Below are 25,382 nucleotides of genomic sequence, written 5' to 3'. Positions count from 1 at the left end.
TACCGACCGGAGGCTGAGCGTGTTTCCGGCGCTGGTTGCTACTTGGCGGCCGTGCGCTTGACGCCAAAAGTGAAATAGCTGCCCGGGCCGACGAAGTTGACCAGGGTCGCCACCCGCCACATCGTTTTGCTGCCTCGGATTTGTTCGGCCGGCCGGCGTGAGATATCCCGCTGGGCGGCGACCAGTAAGGAGAGCTGAACAACAGCCGCGGTCACCGTTCCGACCTTCGCCATCGGCGTGAGCTCTTTCCAGGTCTTCTTCTGGGCTTTTTTCTTGCCTTTGTTCGCCATTAGCCGTCCTCGTTTGTTGACCATAAGATGCACTCCTTGGCTCCCGGGCCGGGTGCCGAGGCTTGTCCATCCTAGGGACGATAGCTCGGCCCAAGTAGAGGCTATGGGACCGGTTTTTCGGAATCCGCAGGATCCGGAGTGAACCGGGCGAGCATCGCCTTTTGCTCCGGAGTCAGCCGCAGCACCCGCCCGGTGGCCTCGTCGACAAACGCCAGATGGCTTGAGGCCCGGACGCAGTCCTCCCGGGTCACGGGGTCCTGCACCAGATAGTGGATGTCAAAGCTGGCGCCCTTGATCGCACCGATCCACAGCTGGACTACCGCCGGCACGTTGCGGTACTCGAGGGTCCGGACGTAGCGGATTTTGTGGTCAACGATCAGCGCCAGGGTTCCCTCCGGGACCTCGTTGAATAGCGAGACCGGCGGCTCTACACCTGGCCGCCCCGACCCTCTGGGCGGCCCGAAGGCCGCGATTCGGGCTTCCTCCAGGATCCGGACGATCTGGACGTTGTTGATATGGCCGTAGGCGTCCATGTCGCCCCAGCGCATGGGAATCTGAACCTCGATGCGCCGGGACGCGGCAAGGTGGCCGGCGGCGCTCAGCTGCGCGCCGCCGTCGTGTTGTCGGCAGTATTCTCCGAAAAAGCCGTCTCGGCGTCTTCACCGGCGAACTGGGACATGTACAGGCGGTAGTAGGCACCTTTGAGTTCCAGCAACCGGGCGTGTGCACCCTGTTCAACGATCCGGCCGGCCTCCATCACCAGGATGGTGTCGGCGTCACGGATAGTGGAGAGGCGGTGGGCAATCACGAAGCTGGTGCGATCGGTGCGCAAGGCGGCCATGGCCTTCTGAACTAGGACTTCGGTGCGGGTGTCCACCGAGCTGGTGGCCTCGTCCAGGATTAGCAGCGAGGGGTTCGCCACGAAGGCACGGGCAATGGTGATCAGCTGCTTTTCGCCGGCGCTGACATTGTTGCCCTCCTCGTCGATGACGGTGTTGTAACCGTCCGGAAGGGCCCGGACGAAGCGGTCCACGAAGGTGGCTTTCGCCGCCTCCAGCACCTGTTCTTCCGTCGCGTCCAGCTTGCCGTAGCGGATGTTGTCGTAAATGGTGCCGCCGAACAACCACGCGTCCTGCAACACCATGCCAACCTTGGACCGCAATTCCGCTCGGCTGAGCTGCGTGATATCCGCCCCGTCCAGGGTAATGCTGCCGCCCTGGAGCTCGTAGAAGCGCATCACAAGGTTCACCAGGGTGGTCTTGCCCGCACCGGTGGGGCCAACAATCGCCACGGTGTGCCCGGGCTCAGCGGTGAAAGACAGGTCCTCGATCAGCGGTTTGTCCGCGGTGTAGCTGAAGGTGACGTGCCGGAAATCTACGTGGCCATCTGTCTTGGCGGGCAACTTTTCGGTGGCGGTCTCGGCCTCTTGTTCCTCGGCGTCGAGGAATTCAAAGACCCGCTCCGCTGAGGCGACGCCGGACTGCAGCATGTTCGCCATACCTGCCATCTGGCCCAGCGGCTGGGTGAACTCGCGGGAGTACTGGATGAACGCGGTGGCATCGCCCAGGCTCATCCCGCCGGAGGCAACCCGCAGTCCGCCGACGACGGCGATGCCGACGTAGCTGAGGTAGGACACAAACTGCATCACGGGCATGATCATCCCGGAGACGAACTGTGCACCGAAGCTGGCCCGGTAGAGCGCCTCGTTACGCTCGTCGAAGCGGTCCAGCATGTCCGCGTCGCGGCCGAACACCCGGACCAGGTCGTGGCCGGAGAAAGACTCCTCGATCTGGCCGTTAAGATCCCCGGTGTTCTTCCACTGGGCGGCAAAAAGCTTTTGGCTGCGGGAACCGATGATGCCGGCAGCCACGGCAGAGAGGGGCAGCGCAACGAGCGCGATCAGGGCCAGCTGCCAGGACACGATGAACATCATAATAACAATGCCGATCACCGTCAGCGCCGAGTTCACGAGCTGGGCGAAGGCCTGCTGCAGCGCCTGCTGGATGTTGTCGACGTCGTTGGTCACCCGCGAGAGGATGTCGCCGCGCTGGCGGGTGTCGAAGTAGTTCAGCGGAAGCCTGTTCAGCTTCTTCTCGGTGTCGTCGCGCAATGCGCGGACCACCCGCATGACCAGGATGTTCAGGACGTAGCCCTGCAGCCAGAGGAAGATGTTGGCCACGAAGTACATCACCAGGACCACGCTGATCAGGGAAGCCAGCCGCTGGAAATCCACGCCCACACCCGGGACAACGTTCATCCTGGCGAGCATGTCCGCGAAGTTGTCCTGGCCCTGGGCGCGGAGGCCTGCGACGAACTGCTCCTTGGTGCCGCCGGCGGGCAGCTGTTTGCCAATGACTCCAGCGAAGATCACGTCCATGGCCTGGCCGAGGATCCGGGGCGCCACCACGTTGAGGACGACGGCGACCGTCACCATGGCGAGTACGGCGGTGATACCGGCCCGTTCGGGTTTCAGCAGGGACATCAACCGCTTCGCGGAAGGCCAGAAGTGCTGGGCTTTCTTCGCCGGCAGGTCGCCGAACATACCGCCGTCGGCCTCGCCCGGGGTGTATTCCTCTTCTACAAAGTCGTCTTCCGGATCCGTGTCCGGGGCTGGCTTCCTGGAGTGCAGCGAAACCTTCTCGTTGGTGCTCATGCCACGGCCTCCGCGGTCAGCTGGGATTCGACAATTTCCTGGTAGGTGCTGGAACTCTGCAACAGCTCCTTATGTGTGCCGCGGTCCACGATCCGTCCTTTGTCGAGGACCAGAATCTGGTCCGCGTCGGCGATGGTGGAGACGCGCTGACCGACAATGATTACGGTCGCGTCCGCCGTCTTCGCCTTGAGTGCGCGCCGGAGCCTCGCGTCAGTGGCGACGTCGAGGGCGGAGAAGGAGTCGTCAAACAGGAACACTTTGGGCTCCGTGACGAGGGCCCGGGCAATGCAGAGGCGCTGGCGCTGGCCGCCTGAGACGTTGGTGCCGCCCTGGGAAATCCGTGAGCCGAGTCCATTCTTCTTCTCACGCACAAAGTCGGCTGCCTGGGCCACGGTCAGGGCGTCCCAGAGCTGCTCATCCGTGGCCTCGGGCTTGCCGAAGCGCAGGTTGTGCTCGACGGTCCCGGAGAACAGGTACGGCCGCTGCGGCACCATGGCCACGCGCTGCGTAATCTCCGCGCGGTCCAGATTGGTAACGGGGACGCCGTCGAGCAGCACCTCCCCCGATTCTGCGTCGTAGAGGCGGGGCAGCAGGGACAACAGGCTGGTCTTGCCGGCGCCGGTGGAGCCGATGATCGCGACCGTCTGCCCGGGCTCGGCGGTGAAGCTGATCCCGCTCAGCACCGGCGCTTCGGCGCCGGGGTAGGCGAAGGAAACGTTCCGGAACTCGACCCGGCCGGCTTTCCTGGCCGGCGTCACCGGGGTGAGGGCCTCGCGGATGGAGGGTTCGACGTCGAGCACCTCACCAATGCGGTCCGCGCACACCGACGCACGGGGAATCATCATCGCCATAAAGGTGCCCATCATTACGGCCATCAGGATCTGCAGGAGGTACTGCAGGAATGCCGTCAGCGAGCCGACCTGCATCTCGCCCGCGTCGACCCGCTGGCCGCCGAACCACAGCACGGCCGCGGTGGAGATGTGCAGGATCATGCCGATGGCGGGGAACATAAGCACAAACAAGGCACCGATCTTCAGCGACACGTCGGTGAGTTCCTTGTTCCCGGCGCCGAACCGTTCCGCCTCATGCGGTTCGCGGACGAACGCGCGGACAACGCGGATGCCGATGATCTGCTCGCGCAGGATGCCGTTGAGCCGGTCAATCTTCTTCTGCATGGTGCGGAACAGCGGCATCAGCCGGACCACAAGGTAGCCCACGACAGCCACAAGCACCGGAACGGCAACCCACACCAGCCAGGACAGGCTGAGGTCTTCGCGGAGGGCCATTATGATCCCGCCGATGCACATGATGGGTGTGGCCACCATAAAGTTCAGCCCCAGCAGCATAAGCATCTGCACCTGTTGGACATCGTTGGTGCCGCGCGTGATCAGGGTTGGGGCGCCAAAGACGTTGACGTCCTTTGCGGAGAAGCCCGTGACCTTCCGGAACACGCCGCGGCGCAGGTCTCGGCCGAACGCCATCGCCACCTTGGATCCGAAGTAAACTCCGGCGATCGCGGTGACCACCTGGACCAGTGCGACGACGAGCATCACCCCGCCGGTCCGCCAGATGTAGTCCGTATCGCCGCGCGAAACGCCCTCGTCAATGATCTGGGCATTCAGGCTGGGAAGATACAGCGCCGCGATGGTGGATGCGAGCTGGAAGAAAATGACTGCACCGATGGATGGCAGATACGGCCTCGAGTAGCGCCGGATGAGGGTGACAAGCATGCCCACGAGTCCTTAGGAATGATGAATAGTTGCGGCTGGAAATGAGTCCGGGAAGGGGACATTGTCTCGATGTACCCAGTATTAGCAGAGGGGGCTGACAGCCGTCGTCATCCCACTCTACGAAATGACCCGCCAGCGCGGAACAGCGGCGAGGAAAAATCATCCAATCGGCGTACTCTTCGGCCGGCTGCACGACTGAAGGCTCCGCCGCCGCCCCTGGTGGGGGCAGGCGCGGAGCCTTCAGCCGACGTTACCGGCAGGACCTGCCCGGCCGCTGCGCGTTCCTGCTGCTAGTCGGTCCGGTGCCGTCCGTGGGTGGCGATGTAATCGGCCGCAGCGCGCTGCAGCTTGCGCTGTTTGGCCAGCTGCCGGCCCAACGCCGTGAGTTCCCCGGCGACACGGGCTTGCTCCGCCGCAATCACACGCTGCTCGGCAGCCTGTTCGTTCACGGCGTGCAGCGCCTCGGCCAGTTGGAGTTGCTGCTCGGCAAGCAGCCGTTGGGTCTGCAGCAACACGGGTACTACGTCGGCTGCCTCAGGCCGGTCCTCGGCGAGCAGGGTCCGGGACCGCTGGCGGCCGCCTTCCCTATCGCCGGGCTCGGCGGACTCCCCCGGGCGGGGCGAGGAATTGGCAGCCACACCGGCCTCCCGGCGGGCGGCGTCGGGAAACCGGGATTCGGCGCGCTCCCGGCTGAGGACCTCGATAAACTCCCGGTCCAAGTCGACGATGCCGGATCCGACGGCGGGGCCAACCGTGCCAGCGTCCTTCGGACCATTCCGCGGAGCATGCCCCAGGGCAGTCGCTGAAGCACCTCCGGCGGCGGCCACGGCAGCGTCCGCAGCTGCGTCTCCTGCCTGCGCGGCGGGCTCAGGCCGGATATCAACGGTGCGACGCAGGGGGCGTTCCTTGATAAACAGGACGGCTACAAGAGCCACGAGGCCGACGATGGCCGAAATCAGGAAAACCTCCGCGATCGCGTCACCGTATGCCGCCCGCATAATCTCACGCAGCGGTGCCGGCATGTCCTTGAGGTCCATGGTGGCCCCCGCCGACCCCGCCGGCACCTGGATTCCGGCGGAAGCGAGCCCCTCGGTGACGAGCTGCTTGACCCGGTTGCCCAGGACGGCGCCAAGGACCGAGACGCCGATGGCGCCGCCTACGGACCGGAAGAAGGCCACGGAGGCGCTGGCCGTACCGATGTCCTTGGCCTGGACAGTGTTCTGCACGGCGAGGACGAGGTTCTGCATCAGCAGGCCCAGGCCCAAGCCCAGGATGGCCGTAAAAATACCGGTCATCCACAGGTCGGTGGTGTGGTCCATGCTGCCGGCAAGGCCGAGGCCGCCCACCAGGAGGATGGAGCCGGCGGTCAGGTACCGTTTCCACTTGCCGGTGCGGCTGATGAGCATACCCGAGGCAACCGAACCGATCAGGTTGCCCGCGATCATGGGCAGGGTCAGCAGGCCGGCTTCGGTGGGGCTGGCACCGCGTGCCACCTGGAAGTACTGGCCAAGGAACGTCGAGGAGCCGAACATGCCCACGCCGACCGCTACCGAGGCGAGGATCGCGAGGGCTGTGGTCCGCTCGGAGATGATCTTGAGCGGGATGATCGGCTGGGATACCCGAGATTCCACCAGTACCAACAGGCCAAGGAGCACAACGCCGCCGCCCACCATGGCGACCGACTGCCATGACCACCAGTCGTAGTAGTCGGGGTTGCCGGCGAAGGAAACCCAGATGAGCAGCAGGCTGACGCCCGAGGTCAACAGGATCGAGCCGAGCCAGTCGATCTTGGCCGGGCGCTTGACGTGCTGGATCTTCAAGGTGACCTGGAGCAGGATCAGGGCGACGACGGCGAGCGGGACGCAGACGAAGAAGGTCCAGCGCCAGCCCAGCGGACTGTCCACAATAAAACCGCCGAGCAGCGGGCCGCCGGCTGTGCCGACGGCCATCACGCCGCCCATGTAGCCGGAGTACTTTCCGCGGTCACGTGGCGGAATCATGGAGCCGATGATGGCCTGGGCCAGGGCGGTGAGGCCACCCATGGCGATGCCCTGGATGACCCGGGCGGTCAGCAGCAGCGGGATGGTCTCCGACAGCCCGGCCATCACGGAGCCGGCCACAAAGATCACGATGCTGAGCTGGACCAGGACCTTTTTGTTAAAGAGGTCCGCCAGCTTGCCCCAGATCGGGGTGGTGGCCGCGTTGGCCAGGAGGGCGGCCGTAATCACCCAGGCGAAGTCCGTCTGGGTGCCCTTGAGCTCGGACATAATGGTGGGAAGCGCGTTGGCAACAATCGTGCTGCTCAGGATGGCGGTGAAGAAGGCAGCCAGCAGACCCGTCAGTGCTTCCATGATCTGGCGGTGGGTCATTGCCGCAGGTTCTCCGGCGGGATGGGACGGGCGCGGGTACCCCGGCTGATCATCCGACCGGGCCGGGGACGGCCCTGTCGCGGCAGCGTGGTTAGCCATGTATCTACTCCTTAACAGTTTCGGTCGTATTCGTGGGTCCGGCCGTCGTTGCCCGGGCTGAGGTCCTGAGGGACTCAGCAAGTTTCTTCAGGGTCCGCGCCGTGAGTTCGACGTCGTCCTGGCTCCAGTCCTGCAGCAGGCCCTGGATGGTTGCAGTGCGGTGGTCCTCGATGACCCGCAGCTTCTCCGCACCGGCCGCCGAGAGGGCGATCAGCTGGGCGCGGCCATCCTCGGGGTCCGGCCGGCGGACCACGTAACCTTGCTCTTCGAGCTCGGCGATATGCCGGCTGAGCACGGGGGCGCTGACGCCGAGCCGCTCCGCAAGGTGGGTGGCCCGGGATTCGCCCTCACCGACAAAACGGAGCACTCCCTGCAGGGCCACCCCGGTGTCCTGGCCGCGAAGGTTGGCTGCGGCAACACAGCGGACGGCGCGCTGAAGGTCAAAGATCTGGTAAACGAGTTTGGCTGCGGCATTGGATTCAACGGTCATGGCGGACCCCCCTCTTTTGTTTGCCCTAGGCAACTATATAGCAAAATTGGTTACTTCGGGAAACTAACCCTGTTCGGAGCGGCCCCAGGGGCGGCATAACGCGCCGGCGCGCCGAAAGAAGTGGCCGTTAAACGCCAAACGCGGGCCGGCCGCGTCCACCCATCATTTAATGAGGGAGGACGCGGCCGGTCCGCGCAGTGTGTTTACCGATTTCCGGCGTTCCGGCCGGCGTTCCGGCCGGCCGCGCTAGTCGTCCAGGTGGGTGGGGGCGAACATCTTCAGCAGGGTCTCGACGACGACCACGTTCGGGCCGTCCGCCGCAAACCCGGCCCTGAGCGCATCCCCGATGTCCTCGGGGGCAACCCGGACGGCCGGGACGCCGAAGGCCTCCGCCAGCTTGACGAAGTCAGGACGGGCGAGTTCGGTCGCGGTGGCCTTGCCGAAGGCGCCGACCATGTATTCACGCAGGATGCCGTAACCGCCGTCGTCCACAATCAGCCACGTGACCGGAACGTTGTGCTGCTTGGCAGTGGCCAGTTCGGAAATGGAGTACATCGCCGATCCGTCGCCGGAGACGGCCAACACCCTGGCAGACCCGCCGGGCTTGCCGGTGGTTTCCAGGCCAACAGCGCCGCCGATTGCCGCAGGAAAGCCGAAGCCGAGGCCGCCGGCGCCCTGGGCAGAGTGGAACTGGCCCTGGCGGGCATCCCAGCAGCTCCAAGCCCAGTACGCGGAGATGGTCATGTCCCAGAATGTCTGCATGGCGGCGGGGACGGCCTCGCGGATGTCCGCCATAAACTTCAGTTCCTTGCCGAGATCCTGGGATTCGAGGCGGGCAGTGACCTTGGCGAGGGTTTTTTTGACCAGATCTTCCGGCGAAGTGCCGTGCCAGTTGGTGCGATCGCCATATGGTTCCCACAGGGCATCGAGGGCATCGTCGAGGGCGGCGAGCGCCTGGCCGGCGTCGGCCCGGATGCCCAGACCGGGACGGTTGGATTCGAGGACGCGAGGTTCGGCGTCGATCTGGATGATCCGGCCGCGCGGCGCAAAGGTGAAGTAGTTTGATGTGACTTCGCCGAGTGAGGAACCGATCACAATCAGCACGTCGGCGTCCTCAAGGAGCTCCGTCATGTACTGGTCCTCGATCCAGGACTGGAGTGAGAGTTCGTGGTTCCACGGGAACGCGCCGTTGCCGCCGGGCGTGCAAATCACCGGCGCCCGGAGCTTCTCCGCGATGGCGAGCAGCGACTTCTCGGCCCGGCCGCGGCGGGCTCCCCCGCCGGCGATGATGGCGGGACGTTCCGCCGACGCCAGCCATTTGACGGCTTCGCGGACCAGTTCGATCCGCGGCGGATTATCGGCGGCCTCGGCGAGTGCATCCTCCACCGGGGGAACCATAATCGGATCCAGCAGCACGTTCTGCGGAATCTCCAACCACACGGGGCCCTGCGGCGAGGAAATCGCCTCGGTCCAGGCATCCTGGATAGCCGAAGGGATGCCGGAGGCGTGCTGGATGAGGCGCTGGCTCTTGGTGACGTTGGCGGCCGAAGCCTTCTGGTCATCGAGTTGGTGCAGCATTCCCTTGCGGCGCGCACCGAGTCCTTCGAGCGGGATCTGGCTCGCGATGACCACCATGGGAACGCCGGTGGCATACGCTTCCTGCAGCCCGGCCAGGGACGTCAGCGCTCCCGGTCCGGTGGAGAGGAAAAGGACACCGACCTCGCCGGTGGCCCGGGAGTAGCCGTCCGCGGCAAAGGCGGAGTTGTTCTCCACCCGGGAGGAGACGAAGTGCAGGTTGCCCCGGCCCATCGCATCAAAAAGCCCCAGGGCGTGCTGCCCCGGAATCCCGAAGACCGTTTTGGCGCCGAGCGCTTCGAGCGTCTCGACAACGAGGTCCCCGCCATTGCGCACTCCGGTCACTGGGCGACCCCGCCCCCGACGCGGGCTGCGGCCGGAGTGGCGAAGCCGGCCGGACGGCGGGATTCCTGGCCGAGCGCCTGCGCAGCGTACCCGTTGGCCGCGCCGAAGCGGTCGCCCCCAACCGCGCTGTCCGCCATCAGGGTGACCAGTTCGTAGGCCACGTGGCTTGCGGCGACGCCGGTAATGTCCGCATGGTCGTACGCGGGGGCCACCTCCACAATGTCCGCCCCCACCAGGTTCATGCCGCGGAAGCCGCGGATGATTTCGAGCAGCTCGCGGCTGGTGATGCCGCCGGCTTCCGGGGTGCCGGTGCCGGGGGCGTGTGCGGGGTCGAGGACGTCGATGTCGACCGAGATGTAGAGCGGGCGGTTGCCGATCCGGTCACGCACCTTCGCTACTGTTTCGAGCACACCCTGGTAGTAGACGTCGGCGGAGGTCACAATGCCGAAGCCGAAGCGGTGGTCGTCGTCGAGGTCCTTTTTGCCGTACAGCGGGCCACGGGTGCCGATGTGGCTAATCGCCTCGGTGTCCAGGATGCCTTCCTCAACCGCCCGGCGGAACGGGGTGCCATGGGTGTATTCGGCACCGAAGTACGTGTCCCAGGTGTCCAGGTGCGCGTCAAAGTGCAGCATGGCGACGGGCTGGCCGGCGCGTTCGGCGGCGGCGCGCAGCAGCGGCAGCGCAATGGTGTGGTCCCCGCCGAGGGTCAGCAGCTTGCTGCCGGCGGCGGTCAGGTCCAGGGCATTCTGCTGGATTGTCTCGATCGCTTCATTGATATTAAAGGGGTTGACGGCCATATCGCCGGCGTCGGCCACCTGGATGTTCTCGAAGGGGCTGACATCCCAGGCCGGGTTGTACGGGCGCAGCAGCCGGCTGGCCTCGCGGATGTGGTTGGACCCGAAGCGGGCACCGGGGCGGTAGGAGACGCCCGAGTCGAAGGGCACGCCCACCACCGTAACGTCGGCCTTGGCGACCTGGTCCAGCCGCGGCAGGCGCGCATAGGTAGCGGCCCCCGCGTAACGGGGGATGCGGGATGAATCAATAGGGCCAAGGTTGCCATTGGCCTCGATGCGCAGCTCTTCCAAAAGAAAGCCTCTCCTTCGAGGATTGACCGACGGGTGTGATAGCCATCATACACTCGAAGTTGTCTCTTGAGCATCAAATGTTTACAAAAGGGCCATCCACGGCATCCCGACCGGCCCCCGGGCCGCACTGCGCAGTGACCCGGGCCGGAACGCTAGCGGCTTGCGGCGGGGACCAGGACCCAGAGGACTTCGACGGCTTCGTCGGTCGGGTTGATCCACGTGTGCGGCTCACGGCCCGGGAAAGTCACCGTGTCGCCCGTGTGGAGTTCAAATTCCTCGTTGGTGAGGATCAGCCGGATGCGCCCCTGCACCACATGCAGCACGTCAACGTCGCAGTCCACGGCATACAGTTCCGATTCACCGCGGCCGCGGGGCTCAATCACGGCCTGGATAATCTGCACCCGCCGTTCCGAGCGCGCGGTCAGCAGCCGCTCCACAATCCCGTCACCGCCGAGCGAGATCCTCGGTCCTTCGTCCTTCTTGGTGTGATGGGTTTCCGGGGCGGCAAACAGCTCGCCGATCGAGATGGAAAGCACTTGGCACAGCGTCACAAGCGATGCTACCGAGGGCGAAGTGAGGTCGCGTTCGACCCGGCTGAGGAATCCCTTGGTCAGCCCGGTGGCGTCGGCGACCTGCTCGATCGTGAGCCGCTGCGACTGCCGCGCGGCGCGGATCCGGGAACCGATGGCAACCGGAACATTGCTCGGTTCAACTGGCAAAGCTTTCATTTTTTGGAACCTTTCACGGCCGGCCGCTCGGCCCCATCGTTTGAGCAATACTAGCGGGACGGCCTCCCCGGCTGGCCAGATCGGGCCCTGACGCGGAATGCGTCTTGACTGTTACCAGCATCACAACATAGGGTTTGGCAACAAGTGTTGCCTATTGGGCAAAAAACCGCGCCGGCTGCGATGGTGTTGCCCGGTCCGGACACCTTCACCGGCAACTCGTGACCGTACCCATCAGGAAGCAGCTGGATCCCGTGCGCCCCGTAATCGCGCCGACGGGTTTCAGCCCAGCTCAGAACAGCTCAAGGAGCCCTTTATGGACGCAAGTCTCGTCAACATCGCCATCGTGGTGGTGTACCTGGTCGCCATGCTGGCGTTCGGATGGTGGGGTAAGTCCCGCACCAAAAACAACAGCGACTTCCTGGTGGCCGGCCGCCGCCTCGGCCCGTTCCTCTACACCGGGACCATGGCCGCCGTCGTTCTCGGTGGTGCCTCAACCGTCGGCGGCGTCGGTCTCGGCTACAAGTTCGGCATCTCCGGGATGTGGCTCGTGGTCGCAATCGGCGCCGGCGTGCTGCTCCTGAGCCTGCTCTTCGCCAGCACCATCCAGAAGCTCAAGATCTACACGGTTTCCCAGATGCTGAGCCTGCGGTACGGCAGCCACGCCACCCAGACCTCGGGCATCGTAATGCTCGCCTACACGCTGATGCTGTGCGCAACGTCCACCGGCGCCTACGCCACAATTTTTGTTGTGCTCTTCGGCTGGGACCGCGCACTCGCCGTCGCCATCGGCGGCGCAATCGTCCTGGTCTACTCGACGATCGGCGGGATGTGGTCCATCACCCTGGCCGACCAGGTTCAGTTTGTCATCAAAACAGTCGGTATCTTCTTGCTGATGCTGCCGCTGACCCTCAATGCCGCCGGCGGCTTCGAAGGGATCCGCAGCCGCGTGGACGCCAGCTTCTTCCAGATCGACGGCATCGGCATCCAGACGATCATCACCTACTTCGTCGTCTATACCCTGGGCCTGCTGATCGGCCAGGACATCTGGCAGCGGGTGTTCACCGCCAAAACGCCCACGGTCGCACGGTGGGGCGGCGCGACGGCCGGAATCTACTGCATTCTCTACGGTGCCGCCGGCGCCCTGATCGGCCTGGGTGCGCGCGTTGCGTTGCCGAATATCGACGTCAAGGCCCTCGGCAAGGATGTTGTCTACGCCGAAGTTGCCACTAACCTGCTTCCGGTCGGCATTGGCGGCCTGGTGCTTGCCGCGGCCGTCGCCGCGATGATGTCCACCGCCTCCGGCGCCCTGATCGCCGCCGCCACAGTGGCCCGGGCCGACGTCGTACCGTTTGTCGCCGGCTGGTTCGGCAAAACCATCAACACCGATGACACCGAGAACCCCGAGCACGACGTCCGGGCCAACCGCATGTGGGTCCTGGGCCTCGGCATCGTCGCGATCGTCATCGCCATCGTCACCAAGGACGTCGTCGCGGCGCTCACCATCGCCTATGACATCCTCGTCGGCGGACTCCTTGTTGCCATCCTCGGCGGACTCATCTGGAAGCGCGGCACCGGCATTGCCGCGGCTGCCTCCATGGCGGTGGGCTCCGTCATCACACTCGGCACCATGATCGTGCTGGAAATCAATGCCGAAGTCCCGCTGGACGGGATCTACGCCAACGAACCGATCTACTACGGCCTGGTGGCCTCCGCGGTGGTCTACATCGCGGTGTCCCTCCTGACGAAACCGACGGATCCCGCGGTCATGGCCAACTGGCACCGCAGGGTCGCCGGCGATGCCGCCGTGGAAGAAAAAGTACCGGCCGTCACGCACTGAGGTCCTGAGAGCGAGTTAAGGTTCGACGGCGGCGCTCCCATCCGGGGGCGCCGCCGTCGATCGTTGCGGCCGGTGGGAGTCTTCAGTCATCGTCCCCGGGCTCCAGGAATTCCTCCCGGTCCAGGGGCAGCACAGGCTTGTCGTCGGCCAGGAAGTCCTCTTTGTCGAGCGGAACGAGCCGATCCGCCTCTTCCAGGAGCTCGTCCTCTTCGGTCTCCGCGGCATCGCTGACCGGCGCGTCCTGGGCATAGTCGAAAGCAGGATCGGACTCAAGGGAATCCCGAGCCGGCTGGACTGAATCTGAGCCGATGTTGTCCATGATGCACCCTCCGTGCGATGGGTGGCGGCAACGGCACCGCCGGGCCGCCCTGGGTCTCATTCGAACACCACGAACGCAGGCGGTCAAGGGCTCCCATCGAGGCGGCCCGCTGCCCCCGCGAAGGGCCCCGCAGCGACTGCGGTTTTACGGTTTACCGAAACTCCTTCCTGAGGATTGCCAGCCAAAAATCCGCGGAAATTCGGGGTACGCTGGTTACGCAACGGGGCCGAACCATGCCCTTCAAGCCCAGGAGCTTCCGTGTCTCAACACGCCACATCTGACCAGTTCAACCCGGAACCCCACCGCCTGAAACCCGGCCAGGGGACCGTTCCGGAGGCGTCAGCGGCGACCCCGAGTGCTGCGGACATCAAGCGGTGGCGGCAGTACCTAGCCGACGAGCGGGCCGAAGCCGCCGTCTACCGCGATCTGGCCCAGAACCGCAGCGGCGAAGAGCGTGAGATCCTCCTCGCCCTGGCCGAAGCCGAAGGACGCCACGAGGCCCACTGGCTCCAGCTGCTCGGCGGGAGCGCCGGTCGCGCCCGCTCCGCGTCGCTCCGGAGCCAGTTCCTCGGCTTTTTAGCCCGCCACTTTGGCTCGGTGTTTGTCCTGGCACTTGCCCAGCGGGCCGAAAGCCGTTCCCCGTATGCCACCGATCCCTCCGCCACACCGGCGATGGTCGCCGACGAACAGATCCACGAGGAAGTGGTTCGCGGCCTGGCCACCCGGGGCCGCAACCGGCTGGCGGGAACGTTCCGGGCGGCCGTTTTTGGCGCCAACGACGGGCTGGTCAGCAACCTTTCCCTGGTAATGGGCATGGCGGCCTCCGGTGTGGCCAGTTCAGTAGTCCTGCTCAGCGGCGTCGCGGGCCTGCTGGCCGGGGCGCTCTCCATGGGCGCCGGCGAGTACATTTCCGTCCGCTCCCAGCGCGAACTGCTGGCTGCAACCCGCCCCACCCAGATCACCCTGGCCGCTGCACCCTCGCTGGACATCGAACACAATGAGCTTGTGCTGGTCTACCTGGCGCGAGGCATGTCGCGGGAGGCCGCCGAACACCGCGTGGCCGAGCGGATGGGCCTGCTGGACTGCGATTGCGATCCCAGCCTCTCGCTGCAGCCGGAAATTCCGGAAGCCCTCGACGAGCACGAAGCGGTGGGCACCGCCTGGGGCGCCGCGGCGTCGAGCTTCTGCTTCTTCGCATCCGGCGCGATCGTGCCGATCCTGCCCTTCGTCCTGGGTATGACCGGCGTCGCGGCGCTGGCTGTCTCCGCTGCCCTTGTGGGCCTGGCGCTGCTGTTCACCGGCGGGGTCGTGGGCCTGCTCTCGGGCACCTCCCCCTCCTCCCGCGGCCTCCGTCAGCTTGCCATCGGAATGGGTGCCGCAGGCGTGACCTATCTGCTGGGCCTGGCCTTCGGCGCCGTGGTTGCCTAGTGGCCGGTCCTGATTTCCGGGACCGGACACCGCGGCACAGCAGCGCCGGGACCGTCCGGCGGATTGTCGGCCGCCTCGCCACCGTCGCCTTGATTGCGGGGGCCGCGTTCCTGGCAGTGGGCTTGATCTACGCTGATCCGCGTTTTACCGGACTTTTCGATGCCGGTCGCGGAGCCGGGCCGGGCACCGCGGTGGAGGGCCAGCCGGGGCGGCCTGCGTCCGCTGCGACAGTCCGGACGGACACTCCCCCGGCCGGATTCGAAGAGCACGACCAGCCGCTGGGCCACCCGCAGAAGCCGGCCGTGGCCAGTAGTTCGTTCAAGTTCCTGGCCACGAACGAGGACGGCACCCCGGTGGGGTATTCGCCGTGCCGGCCGCTGCATTTTGTGGTCAACGCGGCACTCGCTCCCGACGGCGCCGACCAGCTCGTCGAGGACGCGATCAGAACAGTGTCCCGCGCGACCGGCATCGAGTTCGTCGACGACGGACCAACCACCGAGGCTCCCGCCCAGTCCCGAATCCCTTATCAGCCAACCGCTTACGGGGAACGCTGGGCGCCGCTGCTGATCGTGTGGACCACCCCCGACCAGGCTCCGCAACTGAAGGGCCCCGTGATCGGCACCGGAGGCAGCACCCACTTCAGCTTCGGCGACGGACCCAAAAGCTTCGTCACCGGCAGCCTGGAACTCGACGCCCCCCAGATCGGGGCGGACCTCGGCCGGCAGGACGGAGCCGCATATGCCACGGCGGTCATCCTGCACGAACTCGGACACGTGATGGGGTTGGAGCACGTGGACGACCCCGCGCAGCTTATGTACCCCGAGATCGGAACCCCCGACGGCCTGGCCGCCGGCGACTTGAACGGCCTCTTCGAACTCGGCAACGCGCCGTGCCGCAAGGACCTCTGAGCCGCTAGCCGTCCAGGACGGCGAGCGCCTCCTCTACGGTATCGACCAGGAAGATCCGGCGCTCCATCCGGCGGCCGGCGGCGAGGCTTTGCAGCAGGGGCCACGCCGGGTAGCGCCGCACCCAGTGCTCGCGCCCTACCAGTACCATCGGCGTGATGGTTCCGGAAGTGCCGTAGTAGTTCTCGCAGGCATCCTGGAAGATCTCCTGTATGGTGCCGCCGGAGCCTGGCAGGAAAACGATGCCGGCGTTGCAGAGCTCCAACAGGATGGCCTCGCGGATGGAGTTCGCGAAGTACTTGGCGATATGCGTGGCGAAGAAGTTGGGCGGCTCGTGTCCGTAGAACCAGGTGGGGATTCCCAGCGACGGTGTACCCGCCGGATGGCGTTCGACGACGGCGGCAGCGGAGCGTGCCCACGCCGAGACGGAAGGCCGGAATCCCGGCACGGCGGCAAGATCCCCCAGGGCCTGCCGGAAGTCCCGTTCCGGAGCCCCGCTCAGGTATGCACCGAAGTTGACGGCCTCCATGGCACCGGGCCCGCCGCCGGTGGCGACCATCCGGCCCTCCGTGGCCAGCAGCCTCCCCAGCCGCGCGGCCGTTTCAAAGTCGGGGGACGCACGGCTGGCCGTGTGTCCGCCCATCACGCCCACCACGGTCCGGCCTGCACAGAGATCGGAGCGGGTCAGCTCATCGAGGGCATCGCCGATCGAGTGGTCGTGCAGCGCCGCGGCCAGGGTTGAGTCCAGCCGGTGACGCTGTCCCGGCCGGATGCTCCATTGGTAGACGAGTGCATCCGGGGTGTCCTCATAGCGGGAGTCGGAGATCCCGGCGTAGAGCTCCTGCGGGGTGTACAGCTGCCCCCGGTAAGGGTTAAACGGAACCGCGTCGAGTTTCGGGAAAATCAAGGCACCGCGGCTGCGAAGCCAATCCTCCATGCCCTCGTCGAAGGTACATCCGAGGAAAATTCCGCCTTGTGCGTGCATGGCCTGGAGCTGAGCCCGCCGGCCCCGCAGGTCCAGTGACTGGGCATGCCAGCCTTGGATGGACCGTGCCCCGGCAGCGACCAGGGCGTCGAAAGTGTCCAGGCTTTCGACCTCCAGTGTGCGCGGGCTGGGGTGCAGGCTGCGGGCTGCGTTCATGGTGCCAGCCTAGACTGCGACGTCTGCTCCGCCACGGCAGCTTGCGGGAGCGCCAACACGAAGGTGCCCCCGCCGAAACCGGCGGAGGCACCTTCGTGTTGGGTACTGGTCCGGTCAAGAAACCTGGAGGCCGCCGTTGATGTCATAGGTGGCGGCCGTGATGAAGCCCGAGTCCTGCCCCAGCAGGAAGGCAATCAGGGCCGCTACGTCCTCCCGGGTGCCCACCCGGCCCACCATGATGCCCTCGGACATCTGGGCCTTGCGCTCATCGCTCAGCGCGCCGCCCATGATGTCCGTATCGATCGGGCCGGGTGCAATCGCGTTCACTGTAACGCCGAATTCGCCCACTTCGCGGGCCAGGGCCCTGGTGAACCCGATGATGCCGGCCTTGGACGCACTGTAGGCGACCTTGGAATAGGTGCCGCCGCCTCGCTGGGCAGAGATGGAGGAGATACTTACAATCCGCCCGAGCTTGCGCTCGATCATTCCCTTAAGCACCCGCTGCGAGACGATGAAGGTACCCCGCATGTTGATCGCAAATACCTTGTCCCACTCCTCGACGCTCGTTTCCATAAAGGGCGTCGGGGAGCTGATGCCCGCGAGATTGGCCAGAGCCACAATCGGCGGAAGGGAATCTTCGATCTCGGTGATGGCCCGGTCCACGGACGCCGCATCTGACACATCCGCCCCGACGCCCATGGCCTTGACTGCACGGTTGGAGCCAATTTCCGCAGCGGCGGCCTTGGCGTCTTCGGCATTGATGTCCAGGATGGCGATGGACCATCCTTCGCTCGCCATCCGGTCCGCGGCGGCGCGGCCTATACCGCGGACCGACGCAGCGCCGGTCAGGACAACTGTGCGTTCGGAGGGGAAAGTGGTTGCGCTCATGGTGTGTTTCCTTCGGGATTTCGGGATCAGGAGATCTTGGCGGCGGCCGCGGACTCAGTGGTCACTTCGCCGGCAGCGCCAACTGCGGGATCCAGTGCTGCATCGCCTTCGGGGCGCTTGCGGGCATAGAGGTAGGTTGCCACGGCGGTGATGCACAGGCAGAGGGACAGGAACAGCAATCCGCTTTGGTTGCTGCCCGTGGCGTCGTTTAGGAGTCCGACGGCGTATGGGGCAACGAACCCGCCCAGGTTGCCCAGTGAGTTGATCATGGCCAAACCGGCGGCAGCAGCCGCCCCCGTCAGGGCAGCAGAGGGCATGGACAAGAAGGGCGCGATGGCGCCGTAAATGCCCATAGCCGAGGCAGTCAGTCCGATCATGGCCAGGATCGGGTTGACGGGCAGGAGGTATCCTGCGGCCAGCAGGCCCATGCCGGCCAGCACCATACTGACGGCTGTGTGCCAGGCGCGCTTGCCGGTCCGGTCCGCACGCTTGCTCCAGAAGTAGACGAAGACGGCGGCCACGGTGTACGGGATGCAGACGATGAAGCCGATCTGGGGCGTGGAGAACTTGCCGAGGGCAGCGACGATGGTGGGCATCCACAGGCCCAGTCCATAGATTCCGCAGACCAGCCCGAAGTAGAGCCCCGAGTAGATCAGGGTGCGCTTGTCCTTGAGGCCGGCCAGGAAGTTGTGGTTGCCGGAGCCGGATTTGACGGCCAGTTCGGCTTCCATCGTGCTCGCAAGCCATTCACGCTCGTCGGTGTTGAGCCATTTGGCATCCCGCGGACGGTCCGTCATAAGGATGGGGGTGAGCAGCCCCAGCATAATTGCCGGGATGCCTTCGATGATGTAAAGCCACTGCCATCCCTGGAGGCCCATAACGCCGTCCATCTGCAGGAGCAGCCCGGAGACGGGAGCGCCCAGGGCATTGGAAACCGGCTGGGCCAGAATGAAGATGCCGAGCACCGTCACCCGCTGTGCGGCCGGGAACCAAAGGGTCAGGTAGAAGAGGATTGCCGGGAAGAAGCCAGCCTCGGCCGCCCCCAGCAGGAACCGAATGACGTAGTAAGTGGTCTCACCGTTCACCAGGCACATGGCCGTGGCGAAAATGCCCCAGGTGATAAGGATGCGGGCCAGCCACTTGCGTGCGCCAAACCGGTACATGCCTGCGTTGCTCGGGATCTCAAGCAGCGCGTAGCCGAGGAAGAAAATGCCGGCGCCCAGCCCGTACGCGGCTGCGTTCAGGCCGATGTCCTCGCTCATGGTGAGTTTCGCGAAGCCGACGTTGTTGCGGTCAAGGTAGGCAACGAAGTAGAGCAGGACGATCAGCGGCATAACGCGGCGGCGGACCTTGCGGAGCGTGCGCTCGCCAAGCTCGCCGAATCCGGCGGACTTGAGGGAGAGTGAAGTCATCATCGACCTTCTGTCTAGCGGGTCCCGCACCTGCGGTGGTGGGATTCCGTGGGGATGGTGGGGCCCAGTCCTGGTGCAATGACCCGGAAAGAGCAAGATCAGATGTCAGACATCTGATTGGAGAGCATGAGGAAGAGCATAGAAGAGTGACACAGCTTACGTCAAGCCCCCGCCTGGCAGCCGCCGTTCGGTCAGGAAACCGCGCTTTTCACGTAGCGCTCGTAGTCCCGGTAGGTCTGGTCCATGTGTTCGTCCATGCTGCGGCGGGCCAGTTCGGCGTCGCCGCTAAGGATGCCCGCCATGACCTTTTGGTGGTGCTCAATGGCATGCAGCTGAATCTCCTCGACGGCTGACGTTTCGCGCCGCTTCAGGTAGAGGAGCTGGCCCAGCTGGGCGAACAGCGCCAAGACAAAAGGATTGCCCGAGGCCTTCAGCACAACATCATGGAAGCCGATGTCCGCCGCCACAAAGGCGTCCAGGTCGCCGGAATCGTGAAAGCGTTTCATATCCGCGATGCAGTCGCGCATCTGTTTGGCATGCTCGGGAGTGTGGCGTGCCGCCGCCAGCGCGGCGGCCCCGGTTTCCACCATGCGGCGCATCTCGATCAGGCCCGCACCCACCTGCTCCGCCCCGTTGCCGTGCGAGGCGGCCTTGAAGATTGCGTCCAGCCCGGTCCAGTTGTCGGACGGATTGACGAAGGTTCCGCGGCCGGCTTTTACGTAGAGGATGTTCTGCGCGCGCAGGGCCTTCAGCGCTTCGCGCACCGTGAGGCGGCTGACGTCGTAGGACTTGGCGATGTCGGCTTCGGGCGGAATGGCTTCGTGGGGCTGAAGTTTGCCGTCAAGGATGTCGGCGAGCAGGCCGTCGACGAGGTCGTCAACGAGTGTCCTGCGGCCCATCGCGGTTCCCACCTTTAGTCTTGCCGTTTGCTCCCCGTGCCATCAACCTTACAGACGCCGCCGGGCGCCGCGGGTCCCGGCGTCCGACGGCGCGGCAGCTAGCTGCGCCGCCTTGGCCTCAGGAAACCCCGGCATTGCCGGCTTGGCGCTGCCCGGAGGACAGGTAGTCGTCCAGCTTGGCGAGGGTCTGCTCGATATTAGCCGGGTGCCGGCGCAGGTAGCCGGCCAGCCGCAGGAGAATCCTGGCGCGCACCTCCCGTGCGTCCCATTGTTCGGTAACGCGGGTTCCCGGACGCCCGGCGGCATCCGTCGCGGGCTCCAGCAGGTAACGCCAGATGTGGCCCCCAAAGTGCCGCCACGCGATCTGCCGGCCCTCCTCGAATTCGCACACCGTGTTCAGGATCTTGTAGTCCAGTTTGATGTTCATCTCCATCCCGAACTTCGCACCAAGCGCGAGCCGCTCGGGGCCGCGGGGCTGGGCCCCCTTGACGGTGCCTGAGCCGTCGATCACGCTGTGCAGCGCGGGTGTGGCCAGCACTTCGAAGATGGCTTCAGGAGTGGCAGCGATGAACCGGCTGCGGGACACGAGATATCTGTTGGTCATCCGGCAATCCTAGTCCCGGCAGGTCCGCTTGAAGAATGAACCAGGCCCAACCAGCATCGCTGCGGACGGGACCGCAGCGGCGCTGGCGGACCCGCTGCGCCCCGAGGCGTTGGCGCAGGGACGGCCGGAGACCCCTAAACTTCCGCGTCCGACGGGCACGTTAGGCCCGCTGCAGCTCGACGCCCGCGGCGCCCGGGCGTCCGACGCCGGCTGCCGGACCGCCGTCGGACCGGCCCGCGCGGCTGTTCCGCTTAGCCCCGGCCGCGGCACATGCCATCACACCGAGGCCCAGCAGTGTGATTCCGGCGCCGGCCCAGATGGGTGACGTGTAGCCCAGTCCGGCGGTGATGGTCACGCCACCGAGCCAGGCCCCGAGTGCGTTGCCAACATTGAAGGCGCCGATGTTGGCGCCGGACGCCAGGGTGGGAGCCGTCCTCGCGTACTTCATCACGCGCATCTGCAGCCCGGGAACGGTGGCGAAGCCGAAGCCGCCGAGCAGGACCATGGAGACGATGGTCATCGGCTGGCTGGCGGAGGTGAGGGCGAAGGCCACAAGGACCAGCACCAGTGCCGAGAGAGCCACCAGCAGGGTGCGGTCCACGTTCTTGTCGGCCGCCTTCCCGCCGAGGGTGTTGCCAATGAAGAGCCCGACGCCGAAGAGGATAAGCAGCCACGGGACGGTGGTGGCGGTGAAGCCGGTGACCTCGGTGAGCGTAAAGGCGATGTAGGTGAAGGCGCCGAACATTCCGCCGTAGCCGAGGATGGTGACGAAGATGGAGAGCCAGACCTGGCCGGAGCGGAAGGCCCGGAGTTCGCCGCGGAGTCCGCCGGGGGCGGCGTCCCCGGACCCTGCCGCGGGGACGAGCGTCAGAATGCCTACGAGGGAAATGATGCCGATGACCGTGATCGCCCAGAAGGTGGAGCGCCAGCCGGTGGCCTGTCCCAGCATGGTGCCGAACGGCACGCCGAGGACGTTGGCTGCGGTCAGGCCGGTGAACATGATGGCGATGGCTCCGGCCTTCCTGTTGGGCGCGACCATGCTCGCGGCGACCACGGCGCCGATGCCGAAGAACGCGCCGTGTGACAGCGCGGCGATGATCCGGCCGATCATCATGGTCCAGTAGTCGGGTGCAAGCGCCGAGACGAGATTGCCGGCGATGAACAACACCATCAAAACGGCCAGGACCGGCTTGCGCTCGAACCGCGTCACGGCGGCCGTGAGGACCAGCGCCCCAACGACGACGGCGAGGGCGTAGCCTGAGATCAGCCAGCCCGCGGTGGCCTCGCTGACCTGGAAGTCCGCCGCCACTTGCGGCAGCAGTCCCATGATGACGAACTCGGTGAGTCCGATCCCGAACCCGCCGAGGGCGAGTGCAATCAGGCCAATTGGCATGGCGTGCTCCTTCAAAACTGTACGGAAAGAATATGCGGGGCGTAAGCTATTAGTTGCAGACGCGCTATTTATTGTTGCACAAGCATTTATAGCGCGCAAGCAACTAAATGGTATGCCGCCCGTGCTCCGAGACTTTTCGGGGCCAGGCCAGCAGATGTAAAGGGGAAGAATGATGGGCATCAAGGACGGCGCCGTCGAGGTCCGGGCACAAGGCTGGCGGACCCTGGCGGCCCTGCACGGACTGATTGAGGCGGAGCTGGAACGGTCCCTCCAGTCGGTGGCGGGCCTCTCCGTTATCGAGTACACCGTGCTGGAAGCTCTCAGCCGGCAGGACGGCTGGCACATGAGAATGCAGCAACTGGCCCGCGCCAGCGCGTTGAGCGCCAGCGCCACCACACGTCTGGTCAACCGGCTGGAGGATCGGGGCCTGCTGACTCGGATCCTGTGCGCGGATGACCGCCGGGGAATCTACACCGAGCTCACCCCAAGTGGCATCACGCTGCTCGAGGAAGCCCGGCCAAGCCATGACGAGACGTTGGAGCGGGCCCTGGCCGACGCCCAACAAGTGCCGGAGCTGGCCCCCCTGGTTCAGGCGCTGCCAACGCTGCATGCAGCCACCTAGGGCCCCGCGGGCCCCGGAGGCGGCCAAGCTCACACCCCGCGGCAGTGCCGGGCGGGGTCAGGCGAAGGTGCCGGCCACGAATCGTCGGCTGGCTACCTGGCGGCCAGCCGCTTGAAGTGATGCTCAAGGTCTTCCAGGCTCTTGTCCTTGGTCTCTGGAATGTACTTCGCGGCGAAGGCGATAGCGCCGACGCCCAGCACGGCAAAAACGAAGAAGGTGTTCCCGAGCCCGATCGCGGCAAGGAGTTGCGGGAAGCCAAAACTCACCAGGAAGTTCACGCTCCACAGGACAAAGACCGAGGCGCCCATGCCCAGGCCCCGGATCTTCAGGGGGAAGATCTCGGAAAGCATCAGCCAGGTGACCGGCGAGATCGAGCCCTGCTGGAAGGCCAGGAACGTCACGGTCAGGGCGAGGACCACGAAGCCGCGGGTGGTGCCTTCGGGCAGGACCAGCGAACAGAAACCGATCAGCAGCAGCGCCGCCGTTGTGCCGAGCTGGCCCGTGATGAGCATCCTGCGCCGCCCCACCTTGCCCAGCAGCCAGATCCCCACGAAGGTTGCCACAACGGAGATCACTCCGTTGGCAATGTTCGCCGTCAAAGCGGCCTCCCGGCCAAAGCCGGATTGGGCGAGGATCTGGGTGCCGTAATACATAATCGAATTCACGCCAGTAATCTGCTGGATGACAGCGAGCCCGAGGCCCACCACAAAGATGCGCCGAAGCCACGGGACACCGAGATCCTTCCAGGAAACCACCGTGGACTTGTAGTCCTCCACGGCCATGGCTTTGACTTCCTCGAACTCTGCCCTGGCCTCGGACTGGGAGCGGACCCGCTGCAGCACACTGAGCGTTTCGCCAAAGCTGCCCATCGAGGCCAGCCAGCGGGGGCTTTCGGGCATAAAGCTCATGCCGATCCAAAGACCGATCGCCGGCAGCGTAGCGATCACGAGCATCCAGCGCCAGATCCCGCCGGATTCGCCGAAGCTGACGCCGAGGTAGGCGTTGAAGATGAAAGCCAGCAGCTGCCCGGTGACAATCATCAATTCATTCCGGGTGACGACCCGCCCGCGCTGGTTGCTCGGTGAGACTTCGGCGAGGTACACCGGCACGGCGACGGAGGCGCCGCCGACGGCAAGCCCGAGAACAAACCGGGCCAGGACCATCACCTCGGTGTTCGGGGCGAAGGTACAGGCCAGGGTGCCGATCAGGAAGATGACGGCCAGCGCCATGATCATCTTGCGACGTCCGTTGCGGTCCGCCAGGCGCCCGCCAAAGAGGGCGCCGAAAGCGGCCCCAACGAGCAGCGAGGAAGTCACCAGCCCCTCGGTGAGCGGAGTGAGGCCCAGGTCCTCCTGCATATAAGGCAGGGCACCGTTGATGACGCCCGTGTCATAGCCGAAGAGCAATCCGCCAAGGGTGGAAATGACGGTGGCGGTACGGAGTGCCCGCCGGTGTTTGACCTGGTGTGGCCGTGTGGTTGCCGTCATTCGCGCATCTTCCCGCAGACGCCCAAATTCCAACCATTTTACGCGATGGCACTGCTGTTCAATCTCGGCGGCGGGCCCTTGCGGCAGCCGTCCGCCAGGCGTAGCGTTAGCAACCTATGGATTGATCAACGAAATAGTTGATTACCAGTGACTCCGGGCCGGAGCCCGGTCAAAACACAAATTATCGACGGAAGGTGGTGCATCACGTGGACAACGACGACGACGGCATGCTTGACGTAGCCTTCCTGGCGCTGGCCGACCCCGTCCGCCGCAGCATCATCGCCCGGCTCAGCCGCGGCCCGGCCACCGTGAACGAATTGGCGGAACCCTTTGCGATCACCAAGCAAGCGGTCTCCAAACACATCCAGGTGCTCGAACAGGCGCAGCTGGTCACGCGCAGCCGTGACGCCCAGCGCCGGCCCGTGCATCTGAACCCCGCACGGCTGGAGGTGCTCACCGCATGGATCGACCAGTACCGGCTGGTCCGCGAGAGGCAGTTTCGCGGTCTTGACGCCGTGCTTAAAACCCGCGCCGCACTGAGCGGCACACAGGCAAAGGACGCATCATGAGGAACGCTTTGACTCTGACAGTCCCCGACGGGCTGCCCTTCATCGACTTTGGGCGCGACTTCGACTTTCCCGTCTCCGAGGTCTTCCGGGCGCACCAGGACCCCGAACTCGTCGCCCGGTGGCTCGGGCCGCGGCGGGTAAGCATGAGCATTGACCACTATGACTTCAGGACCGGCGGCAGTTACCGCTACACCCACACGGCGCCGGACGGCAGTGCGTACGGCTTCAGCGGCGTCTTCCACACCGTCCGGGAGAACGAATTCGCCATCCAGACCTTCGAATTCGACGGCTACCCGGACGTGGTGAGCATTGAATTCCTCAGCTTTGAAGACCTTGGCGGTGGCCGCACCCGGCTCAGCGGCCACGCGGTCTATCCCAGCCTCGAGGCGCGCGACGGCATGGCGAAGTCCGGGATGGAGGGTGGTATGTCCGAAGGCTATGAACGCCTCGAAGAGGTTCTGGCCGGAGACCCCGGATAAGGCACAACTTAAACAACCAACGCGGGGCCACCGCC

General features: G+C 65.4%; 23 protein-coding genes. 6 read left to right on the top strand and 17 right to left on the bottom strand.

Annotation, left to right across the window (positions count from 1 at the left end):
• Positions 1-38: 38 nt before the first annotated feature.
• From QK287_RS11360 to QK287_RS11320, 9 genes are all read right to left on the bottom strand, one after another.
• Positions 39-314, bottom strand: coding sequence for a hypothetical protein (locus QK287_RS11360; protein ID WP_282360100.1), 276 nt, complete (start codon positions 312-314; stop codon positions 39-41).
• A 77-nt stretch (positions 315-391) separates the two neighbouring features.
• Positions 392-838, bottom strand: coding sequence for a thioesterase family protein (locus QK287_RS11355; RefSeq protein ID WP_226776428.1), 447 nt, complete (start codon positions 836-838; stop codon positions 392-394).
• 50 nt (positions 839-888) lie between these two features.
• On the bottom strand, positions 889-2,943 hold the full coding sequence (locus QK287_RS11350; RefSeq protein ID WP_282360099.1) for an ABC transporter ATP-binding protein: 2,055 nt from the start codon (positions 2,941-2,943) through the stop codon (positions 889-891).
• Positions 2,940-4,673, bottom strand: a complete 1,734-nt coding sequence (locus QK287_RS11345; protein WP_226776427.1) for an ABC transporter ATP-binding protein — start codon at positions 4,671-4,673, stop codon at positions 2,940-2,942. The genes QK287_RS11350 and QK287_RS11345 overlap by 4 nt, the downstream gene beginning before the upstream one ends.
• Before the next feature lie 290 nt (positions 4,674-4,963).
• The gene (locus QK287_RS11340; protein ID WP_282360195.1) at positions 4,964-7,042 is read right to left on the bottom strand and encodes an MFS transporter; all 2,079 of its coding nucleotides are present in this window, start codon (positions 7,040-7,042) and stop codon (positions 4,964-4,966) included.
• Positions 7,043-7,145: 103 nt separating this feature from the next.
• Positions 7,146-7,631 (bottom strand): MarR family transcriptional regulator, encoded by a 486-nt coding sequence (locus tag QK287_RS11335; RefSeq protein WP_226776425.1) that lies wholly within the window; start codon positions 7,629-7,631, stop codon positions 7,146-7,148.
• Between the two features lie 246 nt (positions 7,632-7,877).
• Entirely contained in the window at positions 7,878-9,551 is a 1,674-nt protein-coding gene (locus QK287_RS11330) for a thiamine pyrophosphate-binding protein (protein ID WP_282360098.1), read from the bottom strand.
• On the bottom strand, positions 9,548-10,636 hold the full coding sequence (speB, locus tag QK287_RS11325) for an agmatinase (RefSeq protein WP_226776423.1): 1,089 nt from the start codon (positions 10,634-10,636) through the stop codon (positions 9,548-9,550). Before speB ends, QK287_RS11330 begins: the two co-directional genes overlap by 4 nt.
• Positions 10,637-10,788: 152 nt before the next feature.
• Complete coding sequence (locus tag QK287_RS11320; RefSeq protein WP_226776422.1) at positions 10,789-11,364, bottom strand: cupin domain-containing protein; 576 nt, start codon at positions 11,362-11,364, stop codon at positions 10,789-10,791.
• A 313-nt stretch (positions 11,365-11,677) separates the two neighbouring features.
• On the opposite strand from QK287_RS11320, the gene QK287_RS11315 reads away from it, so the two are divergent.
• Entirely contained in the window at positions 11,678-13,201 is a 1,524-nt protein-coding gene (locus tag QK287_RS11315; protein WP_226776421.1) for a sodium:solute symporter, read from the top strand.
• 82 nt (positions 13,202-13,283) lie between these two features.
• Here the strand turns inward: QK287_RS11315 and QK287_RS11310 are convergent, their stop codons facing one another.
• Positions 13,284-13,520: a hypothetical protein gene (locus tag QK287_RS11310; protein WP_226776420.1), complete on the bottom strand. Its 237-nt coding sequence runs from the start codon at positions 13,518-13,520 to the stop codon at positions 13,284-13,286.
• A gap of 306 nt (positions 13,521-13,826) precedes the next feature.
• Here QK287_RS11310 and QK287_RS11305 point away from each other — a divergent pair, with 306 nt between their 5' ends.
• Together QK287_RS11305 and QK287_RS11300 are read left to right on the top strand one after the other, a co-directional pair.
• Complete coding sequence (locus tag QK287_RS11305; protein ID WP_253033470.1) at positions 13,827-14,948, top strand: VIT1/CCC1 transporter family protein; 1,122 nt, start codon at positions 13,827-13,829, stop codon at positions 14,946-14,948.
• Entirely contained in the window at positions 14,948-15,856 is a 909-nt protein-coding gene (locus QK287_RS11300) for a matrixin family metalloprotease (RefSeq protein ID WP_226776419.1), read from the top strand. Before QK287_RS11305 ends, QK287_RS11300 begins: the two co-directional genes overlap by 1 nt.
• A 4-nt stretch (positions 15,857-15,860) precedes the next feature.
• Here QK287_RS11300 and QK287_RS11295 read toward each other — a convergent pair whose 3' ends face one another.
• The 6 genes from QK287_RS11295 to QK287_RS11270 all read right to left on the bottom strand — a co-directional run bounded on the left by QK287_RS11295 (position 15,861) and on the right by QK287_RS11270 (position 22,190).
• On the bottom strand, positions 15,861-16,994 hold the full coding sequence (locus tag QK287_RS11295; protein WP_226776418.1) for a Rossmann fold nucleotide-binding protein: 1,134 nt from the start codon (positions 16,992-16,994) through the stop codon (positions 15,861-15,863).
• A 114-nt stretch (positions 16,995-17,108) separates the two neighbouring features.
• Positions 17,109-17,882: an SDR family NAD(P)-dependent oxidoreductase gene (locus tag QK287_RS11290; protein ID WP_226776417.1), complete on the bottom strand. Its 774-nt coding sequence runs from the start codon at positions 17,880-17,882 to the stop codon at positions 17,109-17,111.
• 26 nt (positions 17,883-17,908) lie between these two features.
• A complete protein-coding gene (locus tag QK287_RS11285) occupies positions 17,909-19,294 on the bottom strand; it encodes an MFS transporter (protein WP_226776463.1) in 1,386 nt (461 codons plus the stop codon).
• A gap of 191 nt (positions 19,295-19,485) precedes the next feature.
• Positions 19,486-20,193: a FadR/GntR family transcriptional regulator gene (locus tag QK287_RS11280; protein ID WP_282360097.1), complete on the bottom strand. Its 708-nt coding sequence runs from the start codon at positions 20,191-20,193 to the stop codon at positions 19,486-19,488.
• A 118-nt stretch (positions 20,194-20,311) separates the two neighbouring features.
• On the bottom strand, positions 20,312-20,797 hold the full coding sequence (locus QK287_RS11275) for a polyketide cyclase / dehydrase and lipid transport (RefSeq protein ID WP_226776415.1): 486 nt from the start codon (positions 20,795-20,797) through the stop codon (positions 20,312-20,314).
• Positions 20,798-20,957: 160 nt separating this feature from the next.
• On the bottom strand, positions 20,958-22,190 hold the full coding sequence (locus tag QK287_RS11270; protein WP_282360096.1) for an MFS transporter: 1,233 nt from the start codon (positions 22,188-22,190) through the stop codon (positions 20,958-20,960).
• A 172-nt stretch (positions 22,191-22,362) separates the two neighbouring features.
• On the opposite strand from QK287_RS11270, the gene QK287_RS11265 reads away from it, so the two are divergent.
• Positions 22,363-22,812 carry a MarR family transcriptional regulator gene (locus QK287_RS11265; protein WP_226776462.1) on the top strand — a complete coding sequence of 150 codons (450 nt, stop codon included), beginning with the start codon at positions 22,363-22,365 and terminating at the stop codon, positions 22,810-22,812.
• Positions 22,813-22,904: 92 nt separating this feature from the next.
• Here QK287_RS11265 and QK287_RS11260 read toward each other — a convergent pair whose 3' ends face one another.
• The gene (locus QK287_RS11260; RefSeq protein ID WP_282360095.1) at positions 22,905-24,299 is read right to left on the bottom strand and encodes a sugar porter family MFS transporter; all 1,395 of its coding nucleotides are present in this window, start codon (positions 24,297-24,299) and stop codon (positions 22,905-22,907) included.
• A gap of 227 nt (positions 24,300-24,526) precedes the next feature.
• Between QK287_RS11260 and QK287_RS11255 the strand changes: the two genes are divergently transcribed.
• Together QK287_RS11255 and QK287_RS11250 are read left to right on the top strand one after the other, a co-directional pair.
• Positions 24,527-24,868 (top strand): metalloregulator ArsR/SmtB family transcription factor, encoded by a 342-nt coding sequence (locus tag QK287_RS11255; RefSeq protein ID WP_253033473.1) that lies wholly within the window; start codon positions 24,527-24,529, stop codon positions 24,866-24,868.
• Positions 24,865-25,347, top strand: a complete 483-nt coding sequence (locus QK287_RS11250) for an SRPBCC family protein (RefSeq protein ID WP_253031172.1) — start codon at positions 24,865-24,867, stop codon at positions 25,345-25,347. The genes QK287_RS11255 and QK287_RS11250 overlap by 4 nt, the downstream gene beginning before the upstream one ends.
• Positions 25,348-25,382: the final 35 nt, after the last annotated feature.

This window comes from Arthrobacter sp. AL05 (assembly GCF_029960715.1).
Classification (GTDB): Bacteria; Actinomycetota; Actinomycetes; order Actinomycetales; family Micrococcaceae; genus Arthrobacter.
This window is presented reverse-complemented; position numbering and strand designations above follow the sequence as displayed.

Excerpts from the sequence above, each read along its gene's own strand:
- QK287_RS11315 (WP_226776421.1), top strand. The coding sequence starts at position 11,678 with ATGGACGCAAGTCTCGTCAACATCGCCATCGTGGTGGTGTACCTGGTC.
- QK287_RS11350 (WP_282360099.1), bottom strand. The coding sequence starts at position 2,943 with ATGAGCACCAACGAGAAGGTTTCGCTGCACTCCAGGAAGCCAGCCCCG.
- QK287_RS11260 (WP_282360095.1), bottom strand. The coding sequence starts at position 24,299 with ATGACGGCAACCACACGGCCACACCAGGTCAAACACCGGCGGGCACTC.
- QK287_RS11295 (WP_226776418.1), bottom strand. The coding sequence starts at position 16,994 with ATGAACGCAGCCCGCAGCCTGCACCCCAGCCCGCGCACACTGGAGGTC.
- QK287_RS11280 (WP_282360097.1), bottom strand. The coding sequence starts at position 20,193 with ATGGGCCGCAGGACACTCGTTGACGACCTCGTCGACGGCCTGCTCGCC.
- QK287_RS11275 (WP_226776415.1), bottom strand. The coding sequence starts at position 20,797 with ATGACCAACAGATATCTCGTGTCCCGCAGCCGGTTCATCGCTGCCACT.
- QK287_RS11255 (WP_253033473.1), top strand. The coding sequence starts at position 24,527 with ATGCTTGACGTAGCCTTCCTGGCGCTGGCCGACCCCGTCCGCCGCAGC.
- QK287_RS11270 (WP_282360096.1), bottom strand. The coding sequence starts at position 22,190 with ATGCCAATTGGCCTGATTGCACTCGCCCTCGGCGGGTTCGGGATCGGA.
- QK287_RS11290 (WP_226776417.1), bottom strand. The coding sequence starts at position 17,882 with ATGAGCGCAACCACTTTCCCCTCCGAACGCACAGTTGTCCTGACCGGC.
- QK287_RS11360 (WP_282360100.1), bottom strand. The coding sequence starts at position 314 with ATGGTCAACAAACGAGGACGGCTAATGGCGAACAAAGGCAAGAAAAAA.
- QK287_RS11285 (WP_226776463.1), bottom strand. The coding sequence starts at position 19,294 with ATGACTTCACTCTCCCTCAAGTCCGCCGGATTCGGCGAGCTTGGCGAG.
- QK287_RS11355 (WP_226776428.1), bottom strand. The coding sequence starts at position 838 with ATGCGCTGGGGCGACATGGACGCCTACGGCCATATCAACAACGTCCAG.
- QK287_RS11310 (WP_226776420.1), bottom strand. The coding sequence starts at position 13,520 with ATGGACAACATCGGCTCAGATTCAGTCCAGCCGGCTCGGGATTCCCTT.
- QK287_RS11250 (WP_253031172.1), top strand. The coding sequence starts at position 24,865 with ATGAGGAACGCTTTGACTCTGACAGTCCCCGACGGGCTGCCCTTCATC.
- QK287_RS11345 (WP_226776427.1), bottom strand. The coding sequence starts at position 4,673 with ATGCTTGTCACCCTCATCCGGCGCTACTCGAGGCCGTATCTGCCATCC.
- QK287_RS11320 (WP_226776422.1), bottom strand. The coding sequence starts at position 11,364 with ATGAAAGCTTTGCCAGTTGAACCGAGCAATGTTCCGGTTGCCATCGGT.
- QK287_RS11340 (WP_282360195.1), bottom strand. The coding sequence starts at position 7,042 with ATGACCCACCGCCAGATCATGGAAGCACTGACGGGTCTGCTGGCTGCC.
- QK287_RS11335 (WP_226776425.1), bottom strand. The coding sequence starts at position 7,631 with ATGACCGTTGAATCCAATGCCGCAGCCAAACTCGTTTACCAGATCTTT.
- QK287_RS11265 (WP_226776462.1), top strand. The coding sequence starts at position 22,363 with ATGGGCATCAAGGACGGCGCCGTCGAGGTCCGGGCACAAGGCTGGCGG.